This window comes from Shewanella abyssi, from assembly GCF_023284025.1.
Classification (GTDB): Bacteria; Pseudomonadota; Gammaproteobacteria; order Enterobacterales; family Shewanellaceae; genus Shewanella; species Shewanella abyssi.
In genome coordinates this window covers 1-21,605 of record NZ_JAKIKR010000067.1, presented here as the reverse complement: position 1 = coordinate 21,605, position 21,605 = coordinate 1, and the positions used below count along the sequence as shown (strand labels likewise).

Annotated in this window: 20 protein-coding genes; 10 read left to right on the top strand and 10 right to left on the bottom strand. The window is 44.0% G+C overall.

The window, feature by feature from the left end; translation table 11 throughout:
• Window positions 1-125: 125 nt before the first annotated feature.
• The 3 genes from L2755_RS19895 to L2755_RS19885 form a co-directional block, all read right to left on the bottom strand.
• Window positions 126-818 (bottom strand): transposase, encoded by a 693-nt coding sequence (locus tag L2755_RS19895; protein ID WP_248982422.1) that lies wholly within the window; start codon window positions 816-818, stop codon window positions 126-128.
• Window positions 819-1,106: 288 nt separating this feature from the next.
• Complete coding sequence (locus L2755_RS19890; protein ID WP_248982421.1) at window positions 1,107-1,691, bottom strand: hypothetical protein; 585 nt, start codon at window positions 1,689-1,691, stop codon at window positions 1,107-1,109.
• 284 nt (window positions 1,692-1,975) lie between these two features.
• The gene (locus L2755_RS19885) at window positions 1,976-2,293 is read right to left on the bottom strand and encodes a hypothetical protein (protein ID WP_248982420.1); all 318 of its coding nucleotides are present in this window, start codon (window positions 2,291-2,293) and stop codon (window positions 1,976-1,978) included.
• Window positions 2,294-2,459: 166 nt separating this feature from the next.
• Between L2755_RS19885 and L2755_RS19880 the strand changes: the two genes are divergently transcribed.
• The gene (locus tag L2755_RS19880; RefSeq protein ID WP_248982419.1) at window positions 2,460-2,888 is read left to right on the top strand and encodes a hypothetical protein; all 429 of its coding nucleotides are present in this window, start codon (window positions 2,460-2,462) and stop codon (window positions 2,886-2,888) included.
• 26 nt (window positions 2,889-2,914) lie between these two features.
• Here the strand turns inward: L2755_RS19880 and L2755_RS19875 are convergent, their stop codons facing one another.
• Complete coding sequence (locus tag L2755_RS19875; protein WP_248982418.1) at window positions 2,915-4,222, bottom strand: NAD(P)/FAD-dependent oxidoreductase; 1,308 nt, start codon at window positions 4,220-4,222, stop codon at window positions 2,915-2,917.
• A 486-nt stretch (window positions 4,223-4,708) separates the two neighbouring features.
• Between L2755_RS19875 and L2755_RS19870 the strand changes: the two genes are divergently transcribed.
• Both L2755_RS19870 and L2755_RS19865 read left to right on the top strand, forming a co-directional pair.
• Entirely contained in the window at window positions 4,709-7,717 is a 3,009-nt protein-coding gene (locus L2755_RS19870; protein ID WP_248982417.1) for a M9 family metallopeptidase, read from the top strand.
• A 61-nt stretch (window positions 7,718-7,778) separates the two neighbouring features.
• Window positions 7,779-8,360 (top strand): DUF2059 domain-containing protein, encoded by a 582-nt coding sequence (locus L2755_RS19865; protein ID WP_248982416.1) that lies wholly within the window; start codon window positions 7,779-7,781, stop codon window positions 8,358-8,360.
• A gap of 82 nt (window positions 8,361-8,442) precedes the next feature.
• On the opposite strand, the gene L2755_RS19860 is transcribed toward L2755_RS19865, so the two are convergent.
• Window positions 8,443-8,826, bottom strand: coding sequence for a hypothetical protein (locus tag L2755_RS19860; protein ID WP_248982415.1), 384 nt, complete (start codon window positions 8,824-8,826; stop codon window positions 8,443-8,445).
• 235 nt (window positions 8,827-9,061) lie between these two features.
• Here L2755_RS19860 and L2755_RS19855 point away from each other — a divergent pair, with 235 nt between their 5' ends.
• Window positions 9,062-9,727, top strand: a complete 666-nt coding sequence (locus L2755_RS19855; protein WP_248982414.1) for an SDR family oxidoreductase — start codon at window positions 9,062-9,064, stop codon at window positions 9,725-9,727.
• Between the two features lie 84 nt (window positions 9,728-9,811).
• Here L2755_RS19855 and L2755_RS19850 read toward each other — a convergent pair whose 3' ends face one another.
• The gene (locus tag L2755_RS19850) at window positions 9,812-10,255 is read right to left on the bottom strand and encodes a dCMP deaminase family protein (RefSeq protein WP_248982413.1); all 444 of its coding nucleotides are present in this window, start codon (window positions 10,253-10,255) and stop codon (window positions 9,812-9,814) included.
• Window positions 10,256-10,379: 124 nt separating this feature from the next.
• Window positions 10,380-12,041: a Na+/H+ antiporter NhaC family protein gene (locus L2755_RS19845; RefSeq protein ID WP_248982412.1), complete on the bottom strand. Its 1,662-nt coding sequence runs from the start codon at window positions 12,039-12,041 to the stop codon at window positions 10,380-10,382.
• Between the two features lie 547 nt (window positions 12,042-12,588).
• Between L2755_RS19845 and gltS the strand changes: the two genes are divergently transcribed.
• Both gltS and L2755_RS19835 read left to right on the top strand, forming a co-directional pair.
• The gene (gene gltS, locus L2755_RS19840) at window positions 12,589-13,821 is read left to right on the top strand and encodes a sodium/glutamate symporter (protein ID WP_248982411.1); all 1,233 of its coding nucleotides are present in this window, start codon (window positions 12,589-12,591) and stop codon (window positions 13,819-13,821) included.
• Window positions 13,822-13,966: 145 nt separating this feature from the next.
• Entirely contained in the window at window positions 13,967-14,215 is a 249-nt protein-coding gene (locus L2755_RS19835; RefSeq protein ID WP_248982410.1) for a DUF3297 family protein, read from the top strand.
• Window positions 14,216-14,309: 94 nt separating this feature from the next.
• Here the strand turns inward: L2755_RS19835 and L2755_RS19830 are convergent, their stop codons facing one another.
• Window positions 14,310-15,224 carry a LysR family transcriptional regulator gene (locus L2755_RS19830; RefSeq protein ID WP_248982409.1) on the bottom strand — a complete coding sequence of 305 codons (915 nt, stop codon included), beginning with the start codon at window positions 15,222-15,224 and terminating at the stop codon, window positions 14,310-14,312.
• Window positions 15,225-15,341: 117 nt separating this feature from the next.
• Between L2755_RS19830 and L2755_RS19825 the strand changes: the two genes are divergently transcribed.
• Entirely contained in the window at window positions 15,342-16,058 is a 717-nt protein-coding gene (locus L2755_RS19825; RefSeq protein WP_248982408.1) for a CPBP family intramembrane glutamic endopeptidase, read from the top strand.
• A 198-nt stretch (window positions 16,059-16,256) separates the two neighbouring features.
• On the opposite strand, the gene L2755_RS19820 is transcribed toward L2755_RS19825, so the two are convergent.
• The gene (locus L2755_RS19820) at window positions 16,257-17,045 is read right to left on the bottom strand and encodes a hypothetical protein (RefSeq protein ID WP_248982407.1); all 789 of its coding nucleotides are present in this window, start codon (window positions 17,043-17,045) and stop codon (window positions 16,257-16,259) included.
• Between the two features lie 694 nt (window positions 17,046-17,739).
• Between L2755_RS19820 and L2755_RS19815 the strand changes: the two genes are divergently transcribed.
• The 3 genes from L2755_RS19815 to rihA all read left to right on the top strand — a co-directional run bounded on the left by L2755_RS19815 (window position 17,740) and on the right by rihA (window position 20,913).
• On the top strand, window positions 17,740-18,315 hold the full coding sequence (locus L2755_RS19815; RefSeq protein WP_248982406.1) for a hypothetical protein: 576 nt from the start codon (window positions 17,740-17,742) through the stop codon (window positions 18,313-18,315).
• Window positions 18,316-18,616: 301 nt separating this feature from the next.
• The gene (locus tag L2755_RS19810; protein WP_248982405.1) at window positions 18,617-19,702 is read left to right on the top strand and encodes a DUF3083 family protein; all 1,086 of its coding nucleotides are present in this window, start codon (window positions 18,617-18,619) and stop codon (window positions 19,700-19,702) included.
• 248 nt (window positions 19,703-19,950) lie between these two features.
• Window positions 19,951-20,913, top strand: a complete 963-nt coding sequence (gene rihA / locus L2755_RS19805) for a pyrimidine-specific ribonucleoside hydrolase RihA (RefSeq protein ID WP_248982404.1) — start codon at window positions 19,951-19,953, stop codon at window positions 20,911-20,913.
• Window positions 20,914-21,143: 230 nt separating this feature from the next.
• Here rihA and yecR read toward each other — a convergent pair whose 3' ends face one another.
• Complete coding sequence (yecR, locus tag L2755_RS19800) at window positions 21,144-21,461, bottom strand: YecR family lipoprotein (protein ID WP_248982403.1); 318 nt, start codon at window positions 21,459-21,461, stop codon at window positions 21,144-21,146.
• Window positions 21,462-21,605: the final 144 nt, after the last annotated feature.

Sequence of the window (21,605 nt, the reverse complement as noted above, 5' to 3'; positions counted from 1 at the left end):
AAGACAGCCATTTAAAGTTGCTGAAGTCTCATTGGCGAGCAGGGATTAAGACGCTGCAGGATTTAGTTAGGGAGCCACAAGCATCCTATTAAATTCGTGGGGATCCCTCAGGGTCAGAGTAAAATTTAATTTGGTTGCTTAGAAGGGCGTCCAGCTTTCTTTGGTCTCATGCTTCTTCCTGTTCGCTTTTCGATTTCATCTTTAAATTTATCATTTCCGATAGCCATACCTTTGTGGGTTGCTTGTCGAATATCATCAATAATTTTTGTATCTAGATGATGTGCAAACAGCGCGCGGTATGCTGTTTGTCGTGCTTTTCCTTGAGGGTGAATGGCAAGATAAACACAGTGGGGTGTACATAGCTCGGAGGCTTTTCCTAGGGCGTTGACTTGATAACTCGACCATTGATATTCACTAGGGTCATCGACCATATTAGCTCTAACTGGATTAAGTTCGATATAACGATAGAGCTGGATTAAGTAGACTTCTGTTTGTACTAGGCAAGACTTATAGCGCCCCTCCCATAGTGTTCCTGAGCGTTTATAGGTGTAATTGAAATACCTTACATACTGTCTACCAAGGGATTGCATCATTTGACTAATAGCATCAGTTTTCAGTGGAGTGCAAAGTAAGTGAACGTGGTTTGTCATAAATACCCAAGCATGGATTTCTACCTGAAACTTCTTGGCGTAGTCCTTTAGCCATCCCGTATAGGCAATAAAGTCTTGTTGTGAAGCAAAGCAGGCTTGGCGATTGTTGCCGCGTTGAATGATATGTTGAGGTACACCTATAGGGTTGGCTCTAGGCTTTCTAGGCATGTGCAAGTTCCTTTTGCAAAGCTCATTTATAGCAGAGTATAGGTCAGTTATTTAATTTTACTCTGACCCCCAATTTTGCAATTTTGCTGTTGGGGAAGAACATGGTTTGTTGGGGTTGGAGTAGAAAGTCTACTCCAACATATTTATTGTTAAAATCAAATACTTAATTGTATGCTGGCCATTTTGCAATCTAAATGATTTGGTGTTTTTGGATATGCGTGTTCATCACAATTTAGAATAACATGGCCACCTAGTGTTAAATTTCAGGCTTATATACACAGCTAAATTTTACTCTGAGCTTGACGGGTCTAGTGCTATGACAAACAAGCAATCAAAGGTTATTTGGCCGATATCAATATTTGACATGTCCACCATTCCAGAAAGTCGCACAGTTCCAGTCTGGCCCTCAAAGCGACCTGTACCTTCTAAAATTGCATTTTCGTTGCTTGCGGCTCCCGTTATGTGAGTTATGGATTGGCCATTTGGAGTCACTATAGCCTTTGTGACGGGCTGAACGGTTGTGTTTCCTCTGGTGATTAGCGTGCCTTGGGGTAAATTGAAGTATGTAGTGCCAACCAATGCAAGTCCGTCGCCAACGCTGGCAATCATCGACAAGCAGTCGACTGCTGTTCCAATCAAATGACCATTTTCGCCATTGAACAGATCGACTTCGAAACAAGTAGCGTCATCTTCAATACCATCACCGTCAATATCCGGTACCTTAAGAAGCTCCCCATTCCCAGTACCAACCAAGTTTAGGACCATTACATTTCCTCCGCCTTGATTTCCTCCACCTTGATTTCCTCCTATAGCATCTAATGAAACACTTATAAAAATAAATGAAACCAGTGCAATTATAATTTTTGTATTCATCGTTGTATCCTTGATGAGATAGATTACATGTGCGATAAAAGCAGCATAAATCGTGCCCTATTTTAATTAACTGGTTTTATTAGTTTTACTTTTTTGTAATTGAAAACACCGGAGAGGGTGAACACATAATGTGTTCAATGTGAACACATATGGAGTTAAGTGCGAGAAGCCTGATTAAGAAAAACCAATCATAGACACTCATCACTAATGGCAGATTTTTAACGCGGTCACAAAAAAACGCAGCTGGTGCTGCGCTTCAGTTTTAATATGGTTAATCTGGAGAGCTAATAACTCTTTAGAGAGAGCATCTGTTTAAGCTGGGCTTCTTCAGCTTCGCTAAGCATAGGCTCGTGGGCGACCTGCATGCTAGTTGGACAGGCTTGCTCATTGTCTAAAACCTTATCGAACACCTGGAAATGGCTAGCTGCTACTGTTTGATATTGGCAGATTAACAAGTTTTTATCAGTGTTAGATTGCACTAAATTGGCTGTTACCGCAGTATTTACGGAGGCATGAACGCTGCCAGTTGAGATAAACAAGGTCAGAGCGATAGTGGTTACCGTTTTCACTGCTGTTGCTAACATCTTAGTCAATTGCTTCATCTGTCGCCTCTGCTTAATCATCCTAATTCGATCATTAATATAACGACAGAATGCTGTACCGCAACTTAACCATTTATCTGCACTTTTACTGGCTGACGGTTGCATCAAGGATCGTTAGATAGCAAAATCTAACCTTATAACCAGAATGACCCATGAGCCCCTACTTATGACAGAAGCAAAGGCAAATATGCAACAAGGACTTCCCATTACAATAGTGGCCGATGGCAAATTTTCGAATTCGCTTAAGCCCTTGTTAACTCAGCTAGAGTTATGGATCAATTTTCAGGCGGTAAAAGCGGATTGGTACGGTAATGAAGACTGTATCTTGTCTTTTGATTTTACCTTGGTGAGAACATTAGAAGAAAAATCACAACTCCTGACGGCTGTGAGTGCTGAAAGTGCTGAGGGTTGGATTGTAGAATCGGGCTACGCTTATCTCTATGACAGCAGCAGTCTGAAAACTATCGCCTTTATTGCGGTTGATGACTTGGTTCAGGGCGGCGTTGGTATTGAGCTGGCGATAAAGGCCAGATTGACGAGTGTCGCCAATGCCATTGGGCTACAGCATAGTTTGTTGGCTTTAAAGGTGCGTTAGGGCCGTTACCAGCCCTAACTTGGTTATTAATTGAATCGGTTTGGCATAAAGGGGGCTAACTCAACACAGGGTGTACTACCTGTGATGAGTTCACTAACCAGTTTACCTGTTATCGGCCCTAGACTCAGTCCCATCATGGCGTGTCCCGTTGCTATAGTGAGGTTATCAATGTTGGGTGCCGGGCCTATAATAGGTAACCCATCAGGGGAGCAGGGACGAAATCCGCACCAAAACTGGCTGCGATCTATCGCTGCGCCGTCAAAAGCTGGTAGGTATTGGCTAGCAGAGCGCAATAAACCTGTAATTCGATTTGAGCTTAGCCCTCTTGACTCCTGTTCTGCGAGAACACCAAGCTCCATGGTTCCTCCAAATCGAATCTCATCATTAAAGGGACTCACTGCCACTTTTGCTTCGCTTAAGATAAATGGAGTGCGACATGAAAATGGCGCGTTGCCTGCCGCAGATTTGTTGTCCAATGTAATACTAATGCCTTTCCCCGCTTGTACAGGAAGTTCAAAGTTCAAGCCTTTAGCTAACTTTTGCGACCAGGCACCGTTAGCAAGGACCACATTCTCGGCGTTAACTTTTCCTTTCGTTGTGTTAATAGTGCTAATTGTGTGTGGCGCTTTAGCGTCGGTTTCAAAACTTATCACCTCTGTTTGCTCCATGAATTCAACCCCTTGCTTTGTTAAGAACGATTTCATCGAGGAGATAAATTCGAAGGGGGATATATGGGCATCTTCGGGGTAGTGAGCGGCGCCGACCACGTCAAAGTCAATATCAGGTTCTAATCTTTTTAGCGCTTCTTTATCAAGGATTTTAGCATTCAGCCCAAGTGCATTCGCTTGCGCCACGGTGACGGCCTCTTCATCTAACCCAGCTTGGGTTTTATAGAGCATTAGCAACCCTTTTTGATGAAATTGAAACTCGATATCATCACTCTTAGACAGCGCTTGATAAAGTTCTAGGGATTTTAAATTAATATCTAAGAGTGCGTGTTGAGTTTGCTGCGTATGTTCTTTGGTACACTTTTTGGCAAATGATAATAGCCATTTTAGAAAGTCAACATTCAGGCTTGGACGCACAAAGAAGGGGCTTTGTGGATTAAGCATCCATTTCAGCCCTTTTTTAATCATGCCGGGGGCTGCTAAAGGGATGAAGTGACTGGGTGTAATATAACCAGCATTACCATAGGAGCAGGCTTTTCCTATCTCGTCCTTCTCTATAACCACGACCTTCTTACCTGCTTTATGTAGATAGTAGGCGCTGCAGATCCCAATTATTCCGCCACCGACAATGGCGACGTCCTTTCTATTTATAGAAGTTAGCGACAAAATAATCCCTCAGTTTGTATCTTAGTGCTGACAATTACCCTAAGTGTTGGGTGAATCGGATATCACTAAGTATCAGTTTCTTAAGAATGTATTTAATAAAGCAGCTATGGGGTTTGTTCTAAATCAACTCAACGCAGGAAAGCGCGTCAACATGAATTATTCTATCGATGCCGGTAGCGGAGATAACACAATAGCAACTGCTCTATGCATGCCTCTGTCGCATGTAAAACGTGGCTTTACATTGTGGCAACATTATATTCGCACTTGCTAAAGCTAGAATAAACATAAAAGTCATTGTGTTATGTGTTTTCCTGTCGTTGCGTACACCAGGATCGTATGAAAAAGCAGCTGAAATGCTACCGTTTTGTTACTGTTTGGTATATTGTATGCGCAATGAGTGTATTAAGGAGGTTGGCTCATAAATAACAGGCGAGCTCTGTTAGAGCATGGATTACGTCTGAAAAATCCATTTAAAAGGAATTAACAATGAAACCAAATCATCTCATGGTGGCGCTAGGGTTATTTAGCGCATCATCGCTGGCTCAGCCTGCGATATCCATGGACTCGGAGATAGTCTCTCCCATTAGCATGATCTCTTCCCAACTTGTATCGAACCAACCGATGGGCGCCATGGGCGTTGTCGGTCCAGCGGGCACCGAAGGCTGTGAGTCTTTTATCGGTCTAAGCGGTTGGGGGCTTGTCGATAAGCTTGCCACTTCTGATCCGCAATGTGTCAGTCCGCTATATAATTTGCGTGGTAGCGATGCTACGGCGTTGTTCAGTGAAAGTAATATACGTACGGCGTTAGCTGGCGTTAGAGATCGTGCGCTACGCTATACCGGTGTTGATACTGAAGGTATTGAGTCGCTGATTTACTATATTCGTGCTGCGCGTTATGTGCAGTTTTACAGTCCAGACGACGTCCCAACATATTCCAGCAGCGTGGAGTCTGATACCAAGGTTGCGCTGAATAATCTATTCAATAACAGTGCGGCCTGGACCGCAAGTGATGAGAATGCTGGGGTACTGAAAGAAGCGTTGATCCTCGTCGATTCCTCGGGCTTAGGTGCCTATTTTAACTGGACCACCAAAAAGGTGCTCACGGAATACGACAGCAGTTGGCAAGCATCTTGGGGCATGAATGCGGCGGCCAATGCGATTTTTACTACCTTGTTCCGAGGCCAATGGGATGATGATCTTCAGGCACTGTTTGCTAGCGATCCGTCGATCATGGATGATCTCAACAGCTTCCAGTCTCGCAATCGTCACCTGTTAGGTACTGATGCCCAATATGTGTTGGTGAATGCGGTACGTGAGATGTCTCGTTTCTACTACATAGATACGCTATTTTCTAAGACAACTTCATTAGTAAAGTCTGTGTTAACAAGTACTTCGAAGGACGATTCTAGCGATGTTTTGTGGCTAGCGGCGGCTGAAATGGCCGACTACTACGATAGAGCCAACTGTAATGCCTATGACATTTGTGGCTTTAAGTATGCGCTTGAGCAAGACACACTGCCTTTTAACTATAGGTGCTCCACTAGCCTGAAGCTTAGAGCTCAGTCGATGTATAACGATCAAGCTGCTTGGGCTTGTGACGTGTTAGGCGGCCAGGAAGACTACTTCCATGGCAAGCTACAGACCGGTAATCAGCCCGTAGCGAATGATAACAACAGTGATCTAGAATTGGTGATTTTTGACAGTTCTAACGATTATCAATCATACGCTGGCACATTCTTCGGCATTGCCACCAACAACGGTGGTATGTATCTGGAAGGATCACCTGCAGGACTGAAAAACCAAGCAAGATTCATTGCCTATGAGGCAGAGTGGCGTCAGCCAGATTTCCATATCTGGAACCTGCAGCATGAGTATGTACACTACCTCGACGGTCGCTTTAACCTCTATGGTGATTTTGGCCGTAGTATCTCGGTGAATACCATTTGGTGGATTGAGGGCTTGGCGGAGTACATCTCCTATCGTGATGCCAATAGCAATGCTATCGAGATGGGCGAAACTCAGGAATTTGCCTTATCAACGATTTTCAAGAATAACTATGATGCAGGTCAGGATAGGATCTACCGCTGGGGCTATCTCGCAGTGCGGTTTATGTTCGAAAAACATCATGATGATGTAAGCCAAATCTTAAGCTTATTGCGAGATAATAAGTACGAAGAATACCAAGTCTTGATGGATAGCATTGGTACCAGTTATGACAACGAGTGGCGTGGTTGGTTAACCAGCGGTCTCAGCATTGATAGCGATGGCATTGTCGATAAAGGACCTAGTGATGTGGCAGCTCTCGCCAGCGGTACCGCGGGTAATTGGGCTGGTACTCCATCGACCATCAGTACCGATTTTTCGGTATGTGTGCCGACTGACGAAGCTAATCGTCATGATTCAAACAGCTCGTCTCTGACTTTGGATACGCCTATAGAGTGTGTCGACTCTAAACAGGGGCGCGCTAGCTTCGCTTTCGCAAATCCCGATAATGGCAGTGGTTCTTTATGGATCCGTACGCGCGGCGGTTGGGGTGATGCTGACATCTACTACAACTCAGGCGGATGGGCTAGCGGTGAGGTGAACGAAGGATTCGCCATCGGCAATGGTAACTATGAAGTGATTGAAGTGCAGCTTAATCCAGATGAGTATTGGCACTATATTACACTGTCTGGTGATTTCGGTGGGGTAGAGTTTATTGCCAGTACCACAGAGATCACTGTTGAAACCGACCCCGGAACACCGGACCCAGTAGACCCTGTTGACCCGCCGATCGATCCGGTAGATCCAGTCGTTTCTCATTGCGGTACTGCAACGACAAACTATGGTCAGGTCGACTATGGCCAGAGTGAATGTATCAGTGGTGGTCGTAATAGCTTCTATGTTTATGTAGAAGAAGACAACACCAGCTTGACCATAGCCCTTGAAGGTGGAGACGGCAATGCTGATCTTTACTACAACTCAAGTACTTGGGCGGGTGTAGACAGTGCCGAGCTGGCTTCGGTTTCGGCGGATAACAGTGAGTCGATCACCGTTGTTGCTCATCGAGGCTGGCGTTACTTTACCGTGGACAGCAGTAGTGAGTTCAGTGGCGTGACATTGACTGTCGTTAATGATGCCTCTACCACGCCGGTGGAGCCCGTTGAGCCAGTGGGACAAATCGCCAATCAGTGTGCAAGCACTGGCGCGGTGTCGTATTCTAAGATAGTCGATGGTATACCACTTTGTGCAACAGACGGTCGTAACGAATACTATATCTACATCGATCAAGGTACACAAAGCTTGAGCATTCGCAGCGATCACGGCACGGGTAACCTCAGTCTCTATGCCGGCACCAGTTGGTCGAATGCGAGCAGTTACGATCATGCTTCGACCAATGCGGATACTAACCAGGAATCGATTAGCGTTGCTAATCCACCGGAAGGTTGGTATTACATTACTGTGCAGAGTGAGCCTAGCGCGAGTGGCGCTAGCGTTCAGGTAGATGTTAATTAACGCACCTTTATTGAGGGCTCCTTAGGGAGCCCTTTTTTCGATACTCGGAGGAGGAACTTCTATGGTCAGGCTAGGAATATTGCTGTTGCTGTTGGTTGCTAATGTCGGTTTGGCAGCAGATGAAGACAGTAAGCGGCGTCAAGCGAGTGCATTGTTAAAGGTCATTAATGCTGAAGCAATGCTTTTACAGGCACAATTTAAGTTACAGGGGCAATATACCCATTTATTGAAGGAGTACCGAATTCCGGTCGCTAAGCGTCCGCTGGAGGAGCAGTTTCGTCGACGAGCTTTCGATTTCGCTCGCCAAACCTTGAGCTGGGAGCAGCTTGAACCGCCCATTGTTGAGGCATACTGCCAGCAATACAGTGAATCGGAGCTAGTAAGCTTAACCACTTTCTTTGCTGCAGATATCGGGCAGAAGTTTTTACAGACGCAACCGCAACTTGCCGCCAGCGTCGACCAATTAGTTAATCAGCAGTTGCAGCTGGTTAATGGTCAATTTTCGAATTTGATTGAAGAGTTTGTTCTACAGGCTGGGCTGACTCAGCAGCCAATGCCGAGTCACGGTTCTGCAGTCCACATATCCCCCAAAAGTCGCCCTATAGCACCGCCATCAAAACCAACTCAAAACGTTAGCCAATAGTTGCTCGGTTTTGCACTGATCTTGCGGGCATCGAGCGCTTATGACTTGGGCTGCTCCAAGAAAGGAACAGCATTAGTAGTATCTACTCTTTACTTGGGCTGGTTCGACTAATTGGCGCCTGAATAGGAGCCTGATGGTTGGGGTGTGAGACAACTCCCTGACCATTTGCTGGTGGTGCCATTGGTGGGTGCCTGACTGGCTGAGGTGGTGGGGGCAATGGCTCGTCGTCAGCCGCAAATATCTCAGACTCATTTTCGGACAGTTTACTTTGGCTTAGCTGGTACTGTTGAGGTTCGTTCACCCGCTCCTCCACGCTGGATGTCTCTACGGGAAGTTGGGCAATACTCGGCTGAGTGTCATTGGCCAGAGGAAGCGACTCACTCGTCGGTTTGGTTTGTTCTAGGTTGACGATGAACAAACCCGCGAGCGCCAAGGCTGTGGCGCCAATGGCAATTTTATTATTCATTTTATAAACATCCATGTGCAAGTTAATAACTAAACCTAACAGGTGTGCAGATTGTATGCAATTTATGGTGTGAGAATGAGTCTAACAACATGGCCAAGCCATTATAATTGTTCCTTATATTATTGATTAAACGTGGCCAAGCGTCGACAAGGTGTGAGCAATTGCCTACGCTGCTTGTGTATGTAAAGCTATAATCAGATATTTCAGTTCATCAATTTAGTTTATAGGAGCCAACATGTCGCAAACTGTAGTGATTACCGGAGCCAATCGCGGTATTGGTTTGGCGTTAACTGCGCTTTATGCCGCTCAAGGTAAAAATGTTTTTGCTTTATGCCGGACATCATCAGCCGCGTTATCAGCCTTAAAGGTCAACGTGGTGACAGATATCGATGTGGCAACAGATGCTGGCATTGCCAACATGAAACAAGCACTAGCAAATATTGCGGTCGATGTGTTGGTGTGTAATGCCGGCATATTACGGGATGAGAACTTAGCCAACTTAAACCTTGATACCATTCGAGCTCAGTTTGAAGTCAATGCCGTTGCACCTCTTCGTGTGGTGGCAGCGCTTCAGAGTCAGCTAGCTCGCGGTGCAAAGGTGGCGATGATCACGTCCAGAATGGGCTCAATTGAAGACAATACTTCGGGTGGCCGTTATGGTTACCGTATGTCAAAGGCCGCGTTAAATGCGGCATCAATGTCATTAAGCCATGACTTAGCCCCTAAAGAGGTGGCCGTTGGTATTTATCATCCAGGTTATGTGCAAACCGATATGGTTAATCATGGCGGAGATATCTCAGCAACAGAGTCGGCGACGCGTATTATTGGCCTAATTGAGCAGCTTGATATGAGTCAGTCCGGTGTATTTCGGCATTCAAACGGCCAAGTGTTGCCTTGGTAAGCTCCACTGCATATGAGAGATAGTCGTTAGTACAGATTCAATATTTGAGGGGCAAACTTTGACTCCAATATTTGCCCCCAAATCCTAGCCTACATTTTCTAGCTGCATCCAATCGACGTTAACGCCGGCTTGTTTGAACATATCTTCGCTTATTTTAATCTTCTCGCCCCAGCGAGATAGAAAGTCAGTGCTTGGTTGTGGGCTATGGACTGTGCTTAAACCGGTTTGGATTATCTTTGCTGCGCAGTTAGGGCAGGGGAAATGAGTCACCCAGATCTCGCAGCCGCTGAGATCACGCTTAGCAAAGAGAATGGCGTTCTCTTCCGCATGGAGGGTTTTTAGCAGCTTCATCTCACGGTTGTCGGTTTCGGCACTATCGGAGATCCCATTGGGGTAGCCGTTGTAACCTAATGAGACAATGCGGTTTTCTTCGGTGATCACCGCACCAACTTGAGTGGAGGGATCTTTACTCCAAGATGCAACCAGCTCGGCCATCTGTAAAAAACGTGTCGCCCATTTTGTTATCATCTAACAGGAACTCCTAATCTATACTGCTGAATAAACACCTCAAACTAGGCGCTATTCTCTATGGAGAACAATGATAAATCAACCTCTAGTCCATTAGCTTTAGTTAAATAGCTTGGGAATAAGATTAAATGATATCGAGCGACGATGTCTGCGCTGCAGAATATGCGGGTATTTGGCAAGACTGACCAAATCGATTCAAGCCAAACCACAACAATAGCGTTGCAGTGATAAGTACGCTCCACCATGAAAGCCCAAACCCTGTCGCCACAGTTCCTAAAAATGCAACGGCTCCAACAACAAGCGCATAGGGCATTTGGGTTCTAACATGCTCAATATGATTACACTGAGAAGCCATCGAGGAGAGAATCGTCGTATCAGAAATAGGTGAGCAATGGTCACCCCAAACTGAGCCTGCGAGTACACAAGAAATAGAAGAGTATATAAGGTGCATGTCCGCAGGGTTAACAGCGCCATTGCTGTTTGACACTAGGCTCCAGCTCACAGGCACAACCAACGGCATTAATATCCCCATCGTGCCCCAACTCGTCCCCGTTCCCAAAGAAATTACCCCAGCCAACAAAAACACTACCGCTGGAAATAACGCCGGGTAAATGCCATCAGCTATGATAGTTGCAAGATAGTTTGCTGTGTTTAACTCTTGGGTAATTTCAGCGAGTGCCCAGCTTAGTACGAGTATCACCAGCGCCGAAGTCACCCGGCTTAATCCATTTACCCAGGAGTTGATAGTCTCTTCTAAGGACAGAATTTTTTGAAAAACTGTCATCATAATCGCGACAATAGATCCTAAAAAACCACCCAATAATAGGGCTGCAAATGAATTAGCACTGGCCAGTATTTCTGTAATGGTACTGCCTTCACCCGTTAATATAATGCCACAGATCACTGTGCCAATTAAGGTGAGGATCGGCAGCAATGCATTTAAACAACTAGAGTGTTGAACTGCTGATTTTACTTCGATTAACTCAGGCGCATTGACTGAAGCTTCACCTGAGAGAGCTCTTTTTTCAGCTGTTAGCATGGGACCAAAATCTTTACCTGTGTAGGCGATGAAAATGACAAAGATAAGTGTCAATATAGGATAAAAGCTATAGGCGATGGAGTTTAGAAAGATAACATAAGGTTCGTTTAATCCATCGATGCTCTCGATTGCTGTTCCAATCAAACCCACCTCGTATCCAATCCAAAGCGAAATCAATGCTATAGATGCCAAAGGTGCTGCGGTAGCATCGACTAAATAAGCCAACTTCTCCCGCGATATATTAACTTTATCGGTTAGAGAACGCATGGTATTGCCAACAATTAGTGTATTGGCATAGTCATCAAAGAAGATAACAAAGCCCATAAAGACAGTACTGAGCTGGACGCTTTTTCGGGTATTAGCCCAACGTTTAATTTGTTCAACTAAACCTTGTAAACCACCATTACTAGAAATGACTCCGACCATGCCACTGATAAATAACGTAATTAGAATGATTGAAGTATGGTCTGTATCATTCATCACATTGAGTACATATTTTTGTGGGACATCAAGCAAGCCTTTGAATAGCGCAGTAAAATCTTGGCCAGCGATTGCCCATGCGCCAAACCAAATACCTAAAAACAGAGCAATAATAACTTGCCGCAGAATAAAGGCTGCAGCAATGGCGATAAGAGGTGGTAAAATTGAAGTAACACTTGGAGTTGCTAATACTGAGCTGTCAGTTGCAAAATGCGCAATTGAAAAAGAGCAAGCTAGCAGCACTATGATTGATATCCAGCGTTTCATCTCTAAACTGACTCCCGTGTCCCCCCTCTTTTAAGCCTGCTTTATTTATAAAGACCATCAATATTGAAGCGCTAGCAGTGCCATATAAAGCTGTTTTTTAAGGTGGGAAATATGCAAAATTGATGACATTGAGTGTAGGTTAGGAAATTTAGAAGTACAAATAGCACCATAGGCGGCAACTTCAGCATCGCAACTTCGGCATCGCAAAATTGCCCTCAACATATATAACTCCAGTTAGAGTGAAGCAAGGGTAGGACCGTTCACCTTTGCGTGGCGATAAATGGCTCTCTTCGCATCATTCGTTCCGCATCAAAACAGGGCCCCATATGGCTTACTTAGGTCACTCTCTCAGTGCTCTTAAAGCAGTATTCATCATGCTTGTAATGAGATGCATGACAATGTTGTGCGGTTTTGGCTGATTATCTCGGCAAACTAAACATTTACACTTCCTCGTATAGAACTATTAGAACTCAAATTGCGTAACTAACACGCATAGATAAAGTGGTTTGGGTGTAACTAAAAAATGCAGAGTACCAAGGAAGCATAAATGCAGCTTGAAATCGTCGATGTACCCCCTTTTGTCGCTTTTACGGTAGCGATAATGGTGTTGTTTTACGGTAAATATCTTACGAATAAATACGAACTATTGCGTAAATACAGTATTCCAGAGCCTGTGGTAGGCGGTTTTGCTTGCGCGGTATTAGTGGGAGTGCTGTATTACTTTTTTGGCTATCAACTGACTTTTGAATTGGAAGTCATGGAATGGCTCCTGGTTTACTTTTTTACCGGTATCGGTTTGCGGGCTGATATTAAAACCTTATTAAAAGGCGGCAAGCCTTTGTTATTTCTGCTCTTACTAGCTTCTAGTTATATTGTCATGCAAAACATTTTAGGGGTGACTATCGCTAGCTTATTTGGACTCGATCCAAAGGCTGGCTTGATGTCTGGTTCGGTTGCGTTAACGGGTGGTGTTGGCACGACTATGGCGTGGGCGCCGACCTTTGTCAGCGAGCTTGGTATTGTGAACGCGACTGAGCTCGGCGTTGCGTCGAATACCTTAGGGCTTATTGGCGCTTGCTGTATTGGTGGCCCGATAGCGGCCTACTTAATAAAGCGTCATAAGCTTGAAGTTAGCGCCAGTGATGATCTCACTATCGGTACAAGACATACTGCTGAAGCCGCTGGGATCAGCGTAACTTATTTTGGTGTGTTGCGTGCGTGGTTGTGGTTAAACGTCTCTATGATGATTGGCTATAGTATTAATGAAACACTACAAGCGGCAGGGGTTAAACTACCGCTATTTGTGGCGTGTTTGTTGGCGGGGATCTTAGTGGGAAACTTTGGTCGTTGGGCATTGGGCCGCTTAAATAGGCCTACACTACATAACTATGCCGAAGAAGCAGAGCAAGGCTTAACGCTTATTTCAGATCTCTGTTTGGGGATGTTTTTGACCATGGCCTTGATGAGTCTGCAGATCTGGAAACTCGAAGGTAGCTTTGTTTACATTTGTACTATTGTGGGGCTACAGATTTTGATGTCGGCGCTGTTCACTACTTTTGTGGTGTTCAAAGTGATGGGCAAAGATTATGGCGCAGCTGTTATCTGCGCAGGCTTTGGTGGTGTCACACTTGGTTCAACTGCAACCGCTATCGTTAATATGCAGGCGGTAACACAACAATATGGTGCTGCACGTCAGGCATTTATAGTGGTGCCATTGGTATGTGGTTTCTTCATCGATATCGTTAACGCTATGGTGATTAATTTTATGGTTTATTTTTAACACGATACTCAAGAATAAATTTAGCGAAGGTATAGCGTGGGGCGGCGGTACATAACATTTATGATTGCCGCTCTTGAGCATAGGGCCTGTATTGCCTACAATAGCGCACGCTTTATTAACTACAACTTTCACTACAGGCCAGACCATGACTGACACTACAGCAAAACCAGCTTTACCTGATCGCCTTTCGGTTAACCCTCGCAGCCCACATCATGTGGCAGAAATTTTTGATCATGACATTGGTATTATGCTAAACGGCAAAGAGCGTTTTGATGTCGAAGAATATTGCATCAGTGAAGGTTGGGTTAAAGTCCCGACACACAAAGCATTGGACCGTCGTGGTCAACCGCTTATGGTGACAGCAAAAGGTACAGTTGCAGCATTTTATAAATAAACAGCCTTAACTGATTTACAGCTTTAACGATGCCAGTCATCGTTAAAGTTGTTAAAGATACGCCCTATCATAGTGCTACTACATTGTTTGAGTCTCACCAATATTTTCTTTTTGAAAGAAAAAAATCAATAAAAGCACGGACTTTAGGCTGCTCAAGCTTAACCTGGTGATAATAGAGATAAAGCTCTACGGATGAATACCAGTACTCCTGCAAAACGGGCACTAACTCTTGATTGGCCACATAGGTTTTAATATCGTGATTATCAACTAAGGCATTGATTAACCCTATCCCTTGCACTGCCAGTTTTGAATGTCCGCTAACGGTTTTAATCGGCGCGTCTAGTAACACGTATTCCATCTCAGTTTGTACACTATTGGCGGATTTGTTAACCACTAGCGCATTACTAGGTTGTTGGTGTGGATGGCTAATCATCTGGTGTTTTTTTAGTTCATCAGGGGTATTTGGCGTACCGAATCTGGCCAGGTAGTCTGGCGCGGCAAAAATGCCCAGTTGTGCCTGCCATATTGACCTCCGTTTTAGATTAGGGTGTTTTATTCCTAAGTAATCAGATACCCCCCAATAGATATCATGGAGGTCTTCGTCTACATCAATAATGTTTTCCTTCACATCAATAATGAGTTCAATATCAGGATAAAGACGGTGAAATTCGGCTAACCAGGGGAATATGGTTTCATCATAAGTTTGCACATCTTGAGAAATCAATTTAAGGATGCCAGTAAATTTACCCTGTCGAGACTCAAGCCAATGCGACAATGAATCATGCTGTTCAATTATTTTCTGTGCCCGGAGCAAAAACTCGCCACCAAACTGGGTTAATCTGATTTTGCGGGTACTACGCTCAAACAGTGGTGCTCCCAAGCGTTTTTCGAGTTGCGAAACCTGCTTGCTCATCGCCATTGGAGTTTGTCTTTGGGCATTCGCTGCTAGGGTAAAGCTGCGGTGCTTGGCCACAAGAATAAAGGCAACTAGGGTTTCCGTTTTGAACATAATAGCTTTGATAATAAACTTTTGGTTTGCCCACCTTATACCGATAAACTATTTTTATGTAGTTTTATTCCTTATACAGTGTTCTTCATTGGTTTAAAAAAGCAACTGAGAGGAATTATGCAATATCTAGAATATTTATTATTGGGTTATTTAATCATGTGGCCCATATACATCTATCTCACCCATGAAAAAGAGCAGCAAAGTGTCATAGCAGATCCGGAAAAACGAATAGCCGTTTATCGTATTACCATGCTGCAGTTATGGCTGCCCGTTATGTTCTTGATGGTACTGGTTTCACAGGATCATATTTCGATGAGTGATATAGGTTTACAATGGCAATTCGGGGTGGCTAATCAAATCGGTGTCGCGGCGCTAGTATTGATTGCTGGATATTTTTTCATGTCACTTAAAAAGCTGAGTGAAAGCACTGAAAATCATCAAGCGATACGAAAACAGCTAGCGTATATTCAGTGGTTAATGCCAACATCAGTCAAAGAAACCCGTTACTTTATCTTGGGTGTTTCGATCACTGCTGGTATCTGTGAAGAGTTGTTGTTCAGAGGGTATCTAATGCACATGTTAGCCGACTATATGCCCACTTACGCTGTCGTCATCATATCGAGTCTTGCCTTTGGCTTACCGCATCTTTACCAAGGGGTGATTCATATTCTTAGAACAGCCCTTATGGGGGTGGTGATGGCGTTGATTTATCTGGCGACAGATTCAATTATTGTTCCCATTGTATTACACGCAGTTATTGACATGTACAGCGGTGCGTTGGCTTATCTTGTTTTGAGAGAACAGCCAAGTGAAATTATTGCTGAAAAATTCTGACTGGGGTATTAGTGGGGATAACTAACAGTGCCTAGTTTGATGCCGGTGGCTTTTTATTACTTGTTCAGTGATAGTGTCATTTGTCTGGAGCATAGACCATATGCTCTTCTGTTAAGTTAAAATGGTAACAAATAAATATTAGCGAGAATGAATGGTCATTCTCGCTAGATAATGACTTATTTTGATTTAACAGGTTTATTAAAAACGGAAATCTACACCGATAGATGCGGTGAACCCATCTGAGCTAATATCACCTTTTGCGGTGTTCTGTATTTCAACATAATCATATTTCAACTCGAAAATAACATTAACAACCTGTTCTCCAACTTGAGTTTTTATGCCTTGTAGCCACATTAAGTTAGCAACATTCATATCAACACCGCCGTATGAAGATCCAAGGTTAACGTTAAATACAGAGAAGTGTGTATCGTTCCAAGCATGTAGCGCATAGAGGTTTACTGAACCTAGGTGTGCTTCTTCGCCGCCTAATGCCTCAGCGACCTCTTTTGAAGTGATTGGAGGTAGTGGCGAGCCCGGTATGCCGGATGCCATATCTGCGATATCATCCGTTTTGAAATCAAGGTAGGTATAATTTAAAGATGGGAAAAACTGAGTGCCATTATCACTTGATAGTGGCAGCATGTAACCCGCAGTAAACATACCTGCAGACTCATCTAAATGATAAATATCAACATAAACACCACCGAAACTGTCAAAGTGTGCTGCACGTAAGCGAGCATTATTTGATTGAGTATAATACTCAGCAAAACCAATTGTTTGTGAAATATCACTGGTTAAACCTGCAGCGCCGCCGCCCGCTAGCAATTTTAGCTCACCGTCTTGATCTGCAAATACGCCGATTCTCTTGCTGCTATTACGTGGATCGGCATCATGGTATTCAGCAGATTGCACATCATTGGCGACTGCGTTAGCAGATAGTAAGACCGACACTGTTATTAAAGCTGCGTTTAGTTTATTTAGTTTCAAGGTGGTGCTCCAAATGGTATTAACTTAATGCAACACTGCATAACTTTAATGCTGCATTTACTCTATTCTTATATGTGCTGTTTATGTGATTGTTGTTATTTTACCAGCGTGTTAGTCAGTAGTGATTAATCACCACGTATTAAACTATTATCAAGGAGTTTGTGATTAATTTAATTAGATTAATCTGGCTGCTTATTGCTACTATTTAATTGCGCTGATAATAGCACTCAACTTAGTTCACTTAAACTTAAAGTCGCTTTATATTGTCTGGTTATGCAGGACATTAAGTCTCATATATTATTAAGGCCTAAAGTAAGCTAATGGTTGTAATTAATAACTTACTTTGTACAAGTTGTAATTTGATTTGTCGTATATCTTTACGCGTTTCGCATCTATATCGCGCAGTTGTTAATGGTTTGGTTTTGGTGTGGCGTAAAAGGTGTAAGTTATAACAACCTAGATTCTCGCAATAACCTCCGCTATTCTTACTAGTGAATGGTATATATGTTTTGGAACGTAATTAGCTTGGTGCTCGTGGCCCATGATATTGACCAGCGGCGACTAAAGTCGCGCTCTTCCTCACCATGCTGGGAGGATTACTTTTCTGATATGCAAGGGGTTACAAATGCCGCGATGGTTAATCTGGCGCGACAATAGCGCTTTGGGGTATATAACAGATCGCAAGGGAAGCACTATGCATACTCATCTGTGGGTTAGCTCTATGTTTGCCGCTGTCAGTTTGTTGTGTTTATCGATAAGTACATTAGCGACTCCGCAAGACCGCCTGCAACAATCCCAGCTAAAAACGCCACTTCAAAAATCGATAGCTCAAAAACGGATAGTTCAAAAAAATCCAGCTCAAAAATCGATAGTTCAAAAATCGGTAGCCGTTATCAATATTGACCTCAATAAATACCTCGGCGGCACTCAAGGCAAGCTCAATGATAAGTCAGCACTTATCTTCAAGTTTGGTAATGGCACTGATAGTAATTTCTGCAGCATCATCACCACCGATAACTATCTTAGGCAGTCAAAAAATCGGCTCGAAAACATCAATCTTAGCGAGTCGAGTTTCTACTTTGATTGCCAATGGAATAATACTTATTATTTTCTATCCAATCGCTCTGCCACATATGCTGAAGTGATCATCAAGCAACCCGATAGCCAGTTCCCTATGTCGATGCATATAGAGGCAAAACTGGTCAGCCTTACGGGGAAGAAGGCCAATATTGTTAGCGGTGACATCTCCTTAAGAAGAAAACCTAAATAGAGTCACTCTTAGGGCATCGACGAATAATATCAGCCATGATTGAATGCCAAATCTTGCCAATCCCATAGAGGATTTGTCGATAACAGCGTGTTCTGGTTGAGATGTTAAGGTCGGCTTATTGACAATAGATCAGCGAGTCAAGAGTTTGCAGTGGTCGATGGATTTTAATAAATAAATCATATTCGAGAGGCATAATGCTGCCAGTAGATAAAAGCGTGTGCTATCGCCGTATTTCCGTCACCGTTTATCGCTATTATCGGCAGCAGACTTTGCAACGGTTAACTTATTACAAGGAGTATTTATGTCCCTTAGCCATCAGCAAAAAGTGTACATACCCAAGGATGTTCGCAACAATCAATACATCACTGCAGAGATTAAAGTAACCGATGCTTTGTTGGCCCATTACCTCGATTACAAAGCGTGTTATCAGACGCTTAGCCGCATCATTTTCAAGCTTGCTGAGCAAGATGAGTTATATAATGTGCATGTGATCACTAATGATAAGTTACCCGTGGTGCGTTTTCACAGTGAAACCTATTGCTTCCCAACTGCCGAGCAGATCGTATTTTTCTATAATCCTAAATATCATGAAGCGCAAAGCCTCCATAGCCAAGATGGTTACCGAGCACGTAAAATAAGGATTGTATTCTTAGCGACCGGTGAAGACATTCGCAGTAATTCGGCTGATTTCCATCTAAAAGTGCAGTCTTTCCTGACGAAACTGATGCCTCAGTTGCCAGAGAAAGATCTCAGCATCAAAATCCGTGACCATCAGCATCTCTCCTATGATCTGTTCGCCAAGGCGAAAGGCAATAAAGAGAGCTATGGATATAAGCTACGCTCGATCAGCGACAGATATAAAGCGAGAAGCTGTCCGCTCCCAGAAGGGCACGGGTCATTATGCTATGTCACGGTAAAACTACCGTTAAGTCGTAAGCTTAAACAAGCGCTATTACCTGAAGGTGCAAATGACTTTACGCCACTGTATCAGACGCTAGAGGATGCTTTTCTACTCGCCACCTCAGCTAAGCAGCTTAAGCGGGTTGCTATGGTTGCCAATGGACTAACGCCACTAGTACGCAACAGTAAGTTCGATCAGGTTGATGGCACCGACGAAGTACAAATGCTTGGGTTTGATCCTAATATTGAGGAGCAACAATTCATGCGTCACTGGAACGGTAGCGACCTCGTTGAAATGGTTAGCTTTACGATTGCAGCGGGCGTAAAAGACAGTAAAGATGGCGGCCTTGGGCGTTACTTGAATCGAGTTGAAGAGGCGCTAAAGAGCTTTACCTCTGAACTGGCGTTAGACAGAACGCGACAAGATCTCATTGTGCGATTCCATCAACATATCAGCTATCATATGCCGGAACAGCTCATCAGCTAATCAGCTTCGTCACGGCGAGTCGACTCAAGATTGTTAATTAAATAGCGAGCCAATGGGCTCGCTATTTATGGATGCTTAATCCCTTGCCACTGACTGAATAATTAGCTTGGCTAAATCGATGATTTAAAACGAACATGATTGGTCATTAAGTGCATGAAATCCGATAACGCATCACAGTTTTATCTAGTACAACTGACTAGGATGTTGATTATCTATTTTATAATAATGCCGATTAGCGGAGTCTAACCATGTCCAATATAGCCCATTCCCCAAAGCCGATTATCCTCGATTGCGATCCAGGTCATGATGATGCCATCTCACTCATTCTTGCCTTGAGCAGTAGTCAATTGCAGCCTTTGGCAGTGACCACGAGTGCGGGCAATCAAACGCCAGATAAAACCTTAAACAATGCACTGCGGGTGCTGACCCTGCTGGGACGTAGCGATATTCCGGTTGCTGGTGGCGCGATTAAGCCATTAGCACGTGACCTTATCATTGCAGATAATGTCCATGGTGAGAGTGGTCTTGATGGCCCCGATCTGCCAGATCCAAGCTTTATGCCACTAAATAAGTCAGCAATAGAGTTGATAGCGGAAAAAGTGCGTGCCAGTAATGAACCTGTCACCTTGGTGCCATCGGGTCCATTGACCAATATTGCCCTGTTCCTGTCGACCTACCCAGAGCTGCATTGCAAGATTGAGCGCATTGTATTGATGGGCGGCGCTGCTGGTGCCGGCAACTGGACTCCCGCGGCTGAATTTAATATTTATGTGGACCCTGAAGCTGCCGATATGGTGTTTAAAGCGGGTATCCCCATCACCATGTGCGGGCTAGACGTGACTCATCAAGCGCAAATAATGGATGAAGATATTGAGCGTATCAGGAAAATTCCCAACCATGTCGCCAAGTGTGTGGCAGAGCTGCTCGATTTCTTCATGATCTATCATAGAGACCCTAAATGGGGATTTGAAGGCGCACCACTGCATGACCCTTGCACCATAGCTTGGTTGCTCAAACCTGAGTTGTTCACCTCTTATGATTGCTGGGTAGGGATTGAAACAAAGGGCGAATATACCCAAGGCATGACGGTGGTTGACCGATACCAACTGACGCAACGTCCGCACAATGCTCAGGTGCTGTGCGATATTGATAGAGATGGCTTTGTCGATCTGATTGTCGAATGCCTAACGGCTTATAATCCAAAAAGCTAATATAGAAAGCAAGCGCATGGGTTAGTATGAAAGCGAATATGCCAGTCAGCGTTTTAATCGTTAACGCATCACCTTCAGTATTATCGGTATGTAGGCATGGACTTATCGTCTTTAAAATGGAGCACAGCTCTTATCATTAAAGCTTGTCGCGATCGAGAAGATGGCTATCGAATAAAACGATATTAGGTTGCCATCCTTGGCTACTGGGGTTAACTTGGTAGCTAAGTTAATTAATCAATACACTGAAATTCAGCGGTGATTCGAGAGTGGGTACAGCCGTAATCACCGCGGGTGATGCAATTCTCAAAGCTGGCGAAAGCTTCTACGTCCTTATAGCCCCAACGCTCACAACGTTTAAGAGCGGCAGCCTGTGTCGCTGGCTTATCTATATTTGCAACCGCGCCCCACATTGGACTGTATTCGTGCATCATTTTTATGGTTCCATCAGCCTTGCTGCCGCCAGATGCTTGCATAGCAACGGGTGGGGTTTTAACGGCACAACCAGTAATTGATAATGCAACAAGACTCACTAGGACTAAATTTTTCATTCTGAATTCATTTCTTATATGTTTTTGGATGCTCATGCGTACACACATGTATACTCATGAGCATCCAAAAACATATAAGAAATGAATTCAGAATGAAAAATTTAGTCCTAGTGAGTCTTGTTGCATTATCAATTACTGGTTGTG

What these genes read in the sequence shown, in the direction of transcription:
- L2755_RS19895 (WP_248982422.1), bottom strand. Translation starts at nt 818, where the DNA reads ATGCCTAGAAAGCCTAGAGCCAACCCTATAGGTGTACCTCAACATATC.
- L2755_RS19890 (WP_248982421.1), bottom strand. Translation starts at nt 1,691, where the DNA reads ATGAATACAAAAATTATAATTGCACTGGTTTCATTTATTTTTATAAGT.
- L2755_RS19885 (WP_248982420.1), bottom strand. Translation starts at nt 2,293, where the DNA reads ATGAAGCAATTGACTAAGATGTTAGCAACAGCAGTGAAAACGGTAACC.
- L2755_RS19880 (WP_248982419.1), top strand. Translation starts at nt 2,460, where the DNA reads ATGACAGAAGCAAAGGCAAATATGCAACAAGGACTTCCCATTACAATA.
- L2755_RS19870 (WP_248982417.1), top strand. Translation starts at nt 4,709, where the DNA reads ATGAAACCAAATCATCTCATGGTGGCGCTAGGGTTATTTAGCGCATCA.
- L2755_RS19865 (WP_248982416.1), top strand. Translation starts at nt 7,779, where the DNA reads ATGGTCAGGCTAGGAATATTGCTGTTGCTGTTGGTTGCTAATGTCGGT.
- L2755_RS19860 (WP_248982415.1), bottom strand. Translation starts at nt 8,826, where the DNA reads ATGAATAATAAAATTGCCATTGGCGCCACAGCCTTGGCGCTCGCGGGT.
- L2755_RS19855 (WP_248982414.1), top strand. Translation starts at nt 9,062, where the DNA reads ATGTCGCAAACTGTAGTGATTACCGGAGCCAATCGCGGTATTGGTTTG.
- L2755_RS19850 (WP_248982413.1), bottom strand. Translation starts at nt 10,255, where the DNA reads ATGATAACAAAATGGGCGACACGTTTTTTACAGATGGCCGAGCTGGTT.
- L2755_RS19845 (WP_248982412.1), bottom strand. Translation starts at nt 12,041, where the DNA reads ATGAAACGCTGGATATCAATCATAGTGCTGCTAGCTTGCTCTTTTTCA.
- gltS (WP_248982411.1), top strand. Translation starts at nt 12,589, where the DNA reads ATGCAGCTTGAAATCGTCGATGTACCCCCTTTTGTCGCTTTTACGGTA.
- L2755_RS19835 (WP_248982410.1), top strand. Translation starts at nt 13,967, where the DNA reads ATGACTGACACTACAGCAAAACCAGCTTTACCTGATCGCCTTTCGGTT.
- L2755_RS19830 (WP_248982409.1), bottom strand. Translation starts at nt 15,224, where the DNA reads ATGTTCAAAACGGAAACCCTAGTTGCCTTTATTCTTGTGGCCAAGCAC.
- L2755_RS19825 (WP_248982408.1), top strand. Translation starts at nt 15,342, where the DNA reads ATGCAATATCTAGAATATTTATTATTGGGTTATTTAATCATGTGGCCC.
- L2755_RS19815 (WP_248982406.1), top strand. Translation starts at nt 17,740, where the DNA reads ATGCATACTCATCTGTGGGTTAGCTCTATGTTTGCCGCTGTCAGTTTG.
- L2755_RS19810 (WP_248982405.1), top strand. Translation starts at nt 18,617, where the DNA reads ATGTCCCTTAGCCATCAGCAAAAAGTGTACATACCCAAGGATGTTCGC.
- rihA (WP_248982404.1), top strand. Translation starts at nt 19,951, where the DNA reads ATGTCCAATATAGCCCATTCCCCAAAGCCGATTATCCTCGATTGCGAT.
- yecR (WP_248982403.1), bottom strand. Translation starts at nt 21,461, where the DNA reads ATGAAAAATTTAGTCCTAGTGAGTCTTGTTGCATTATCAATTACTGGT.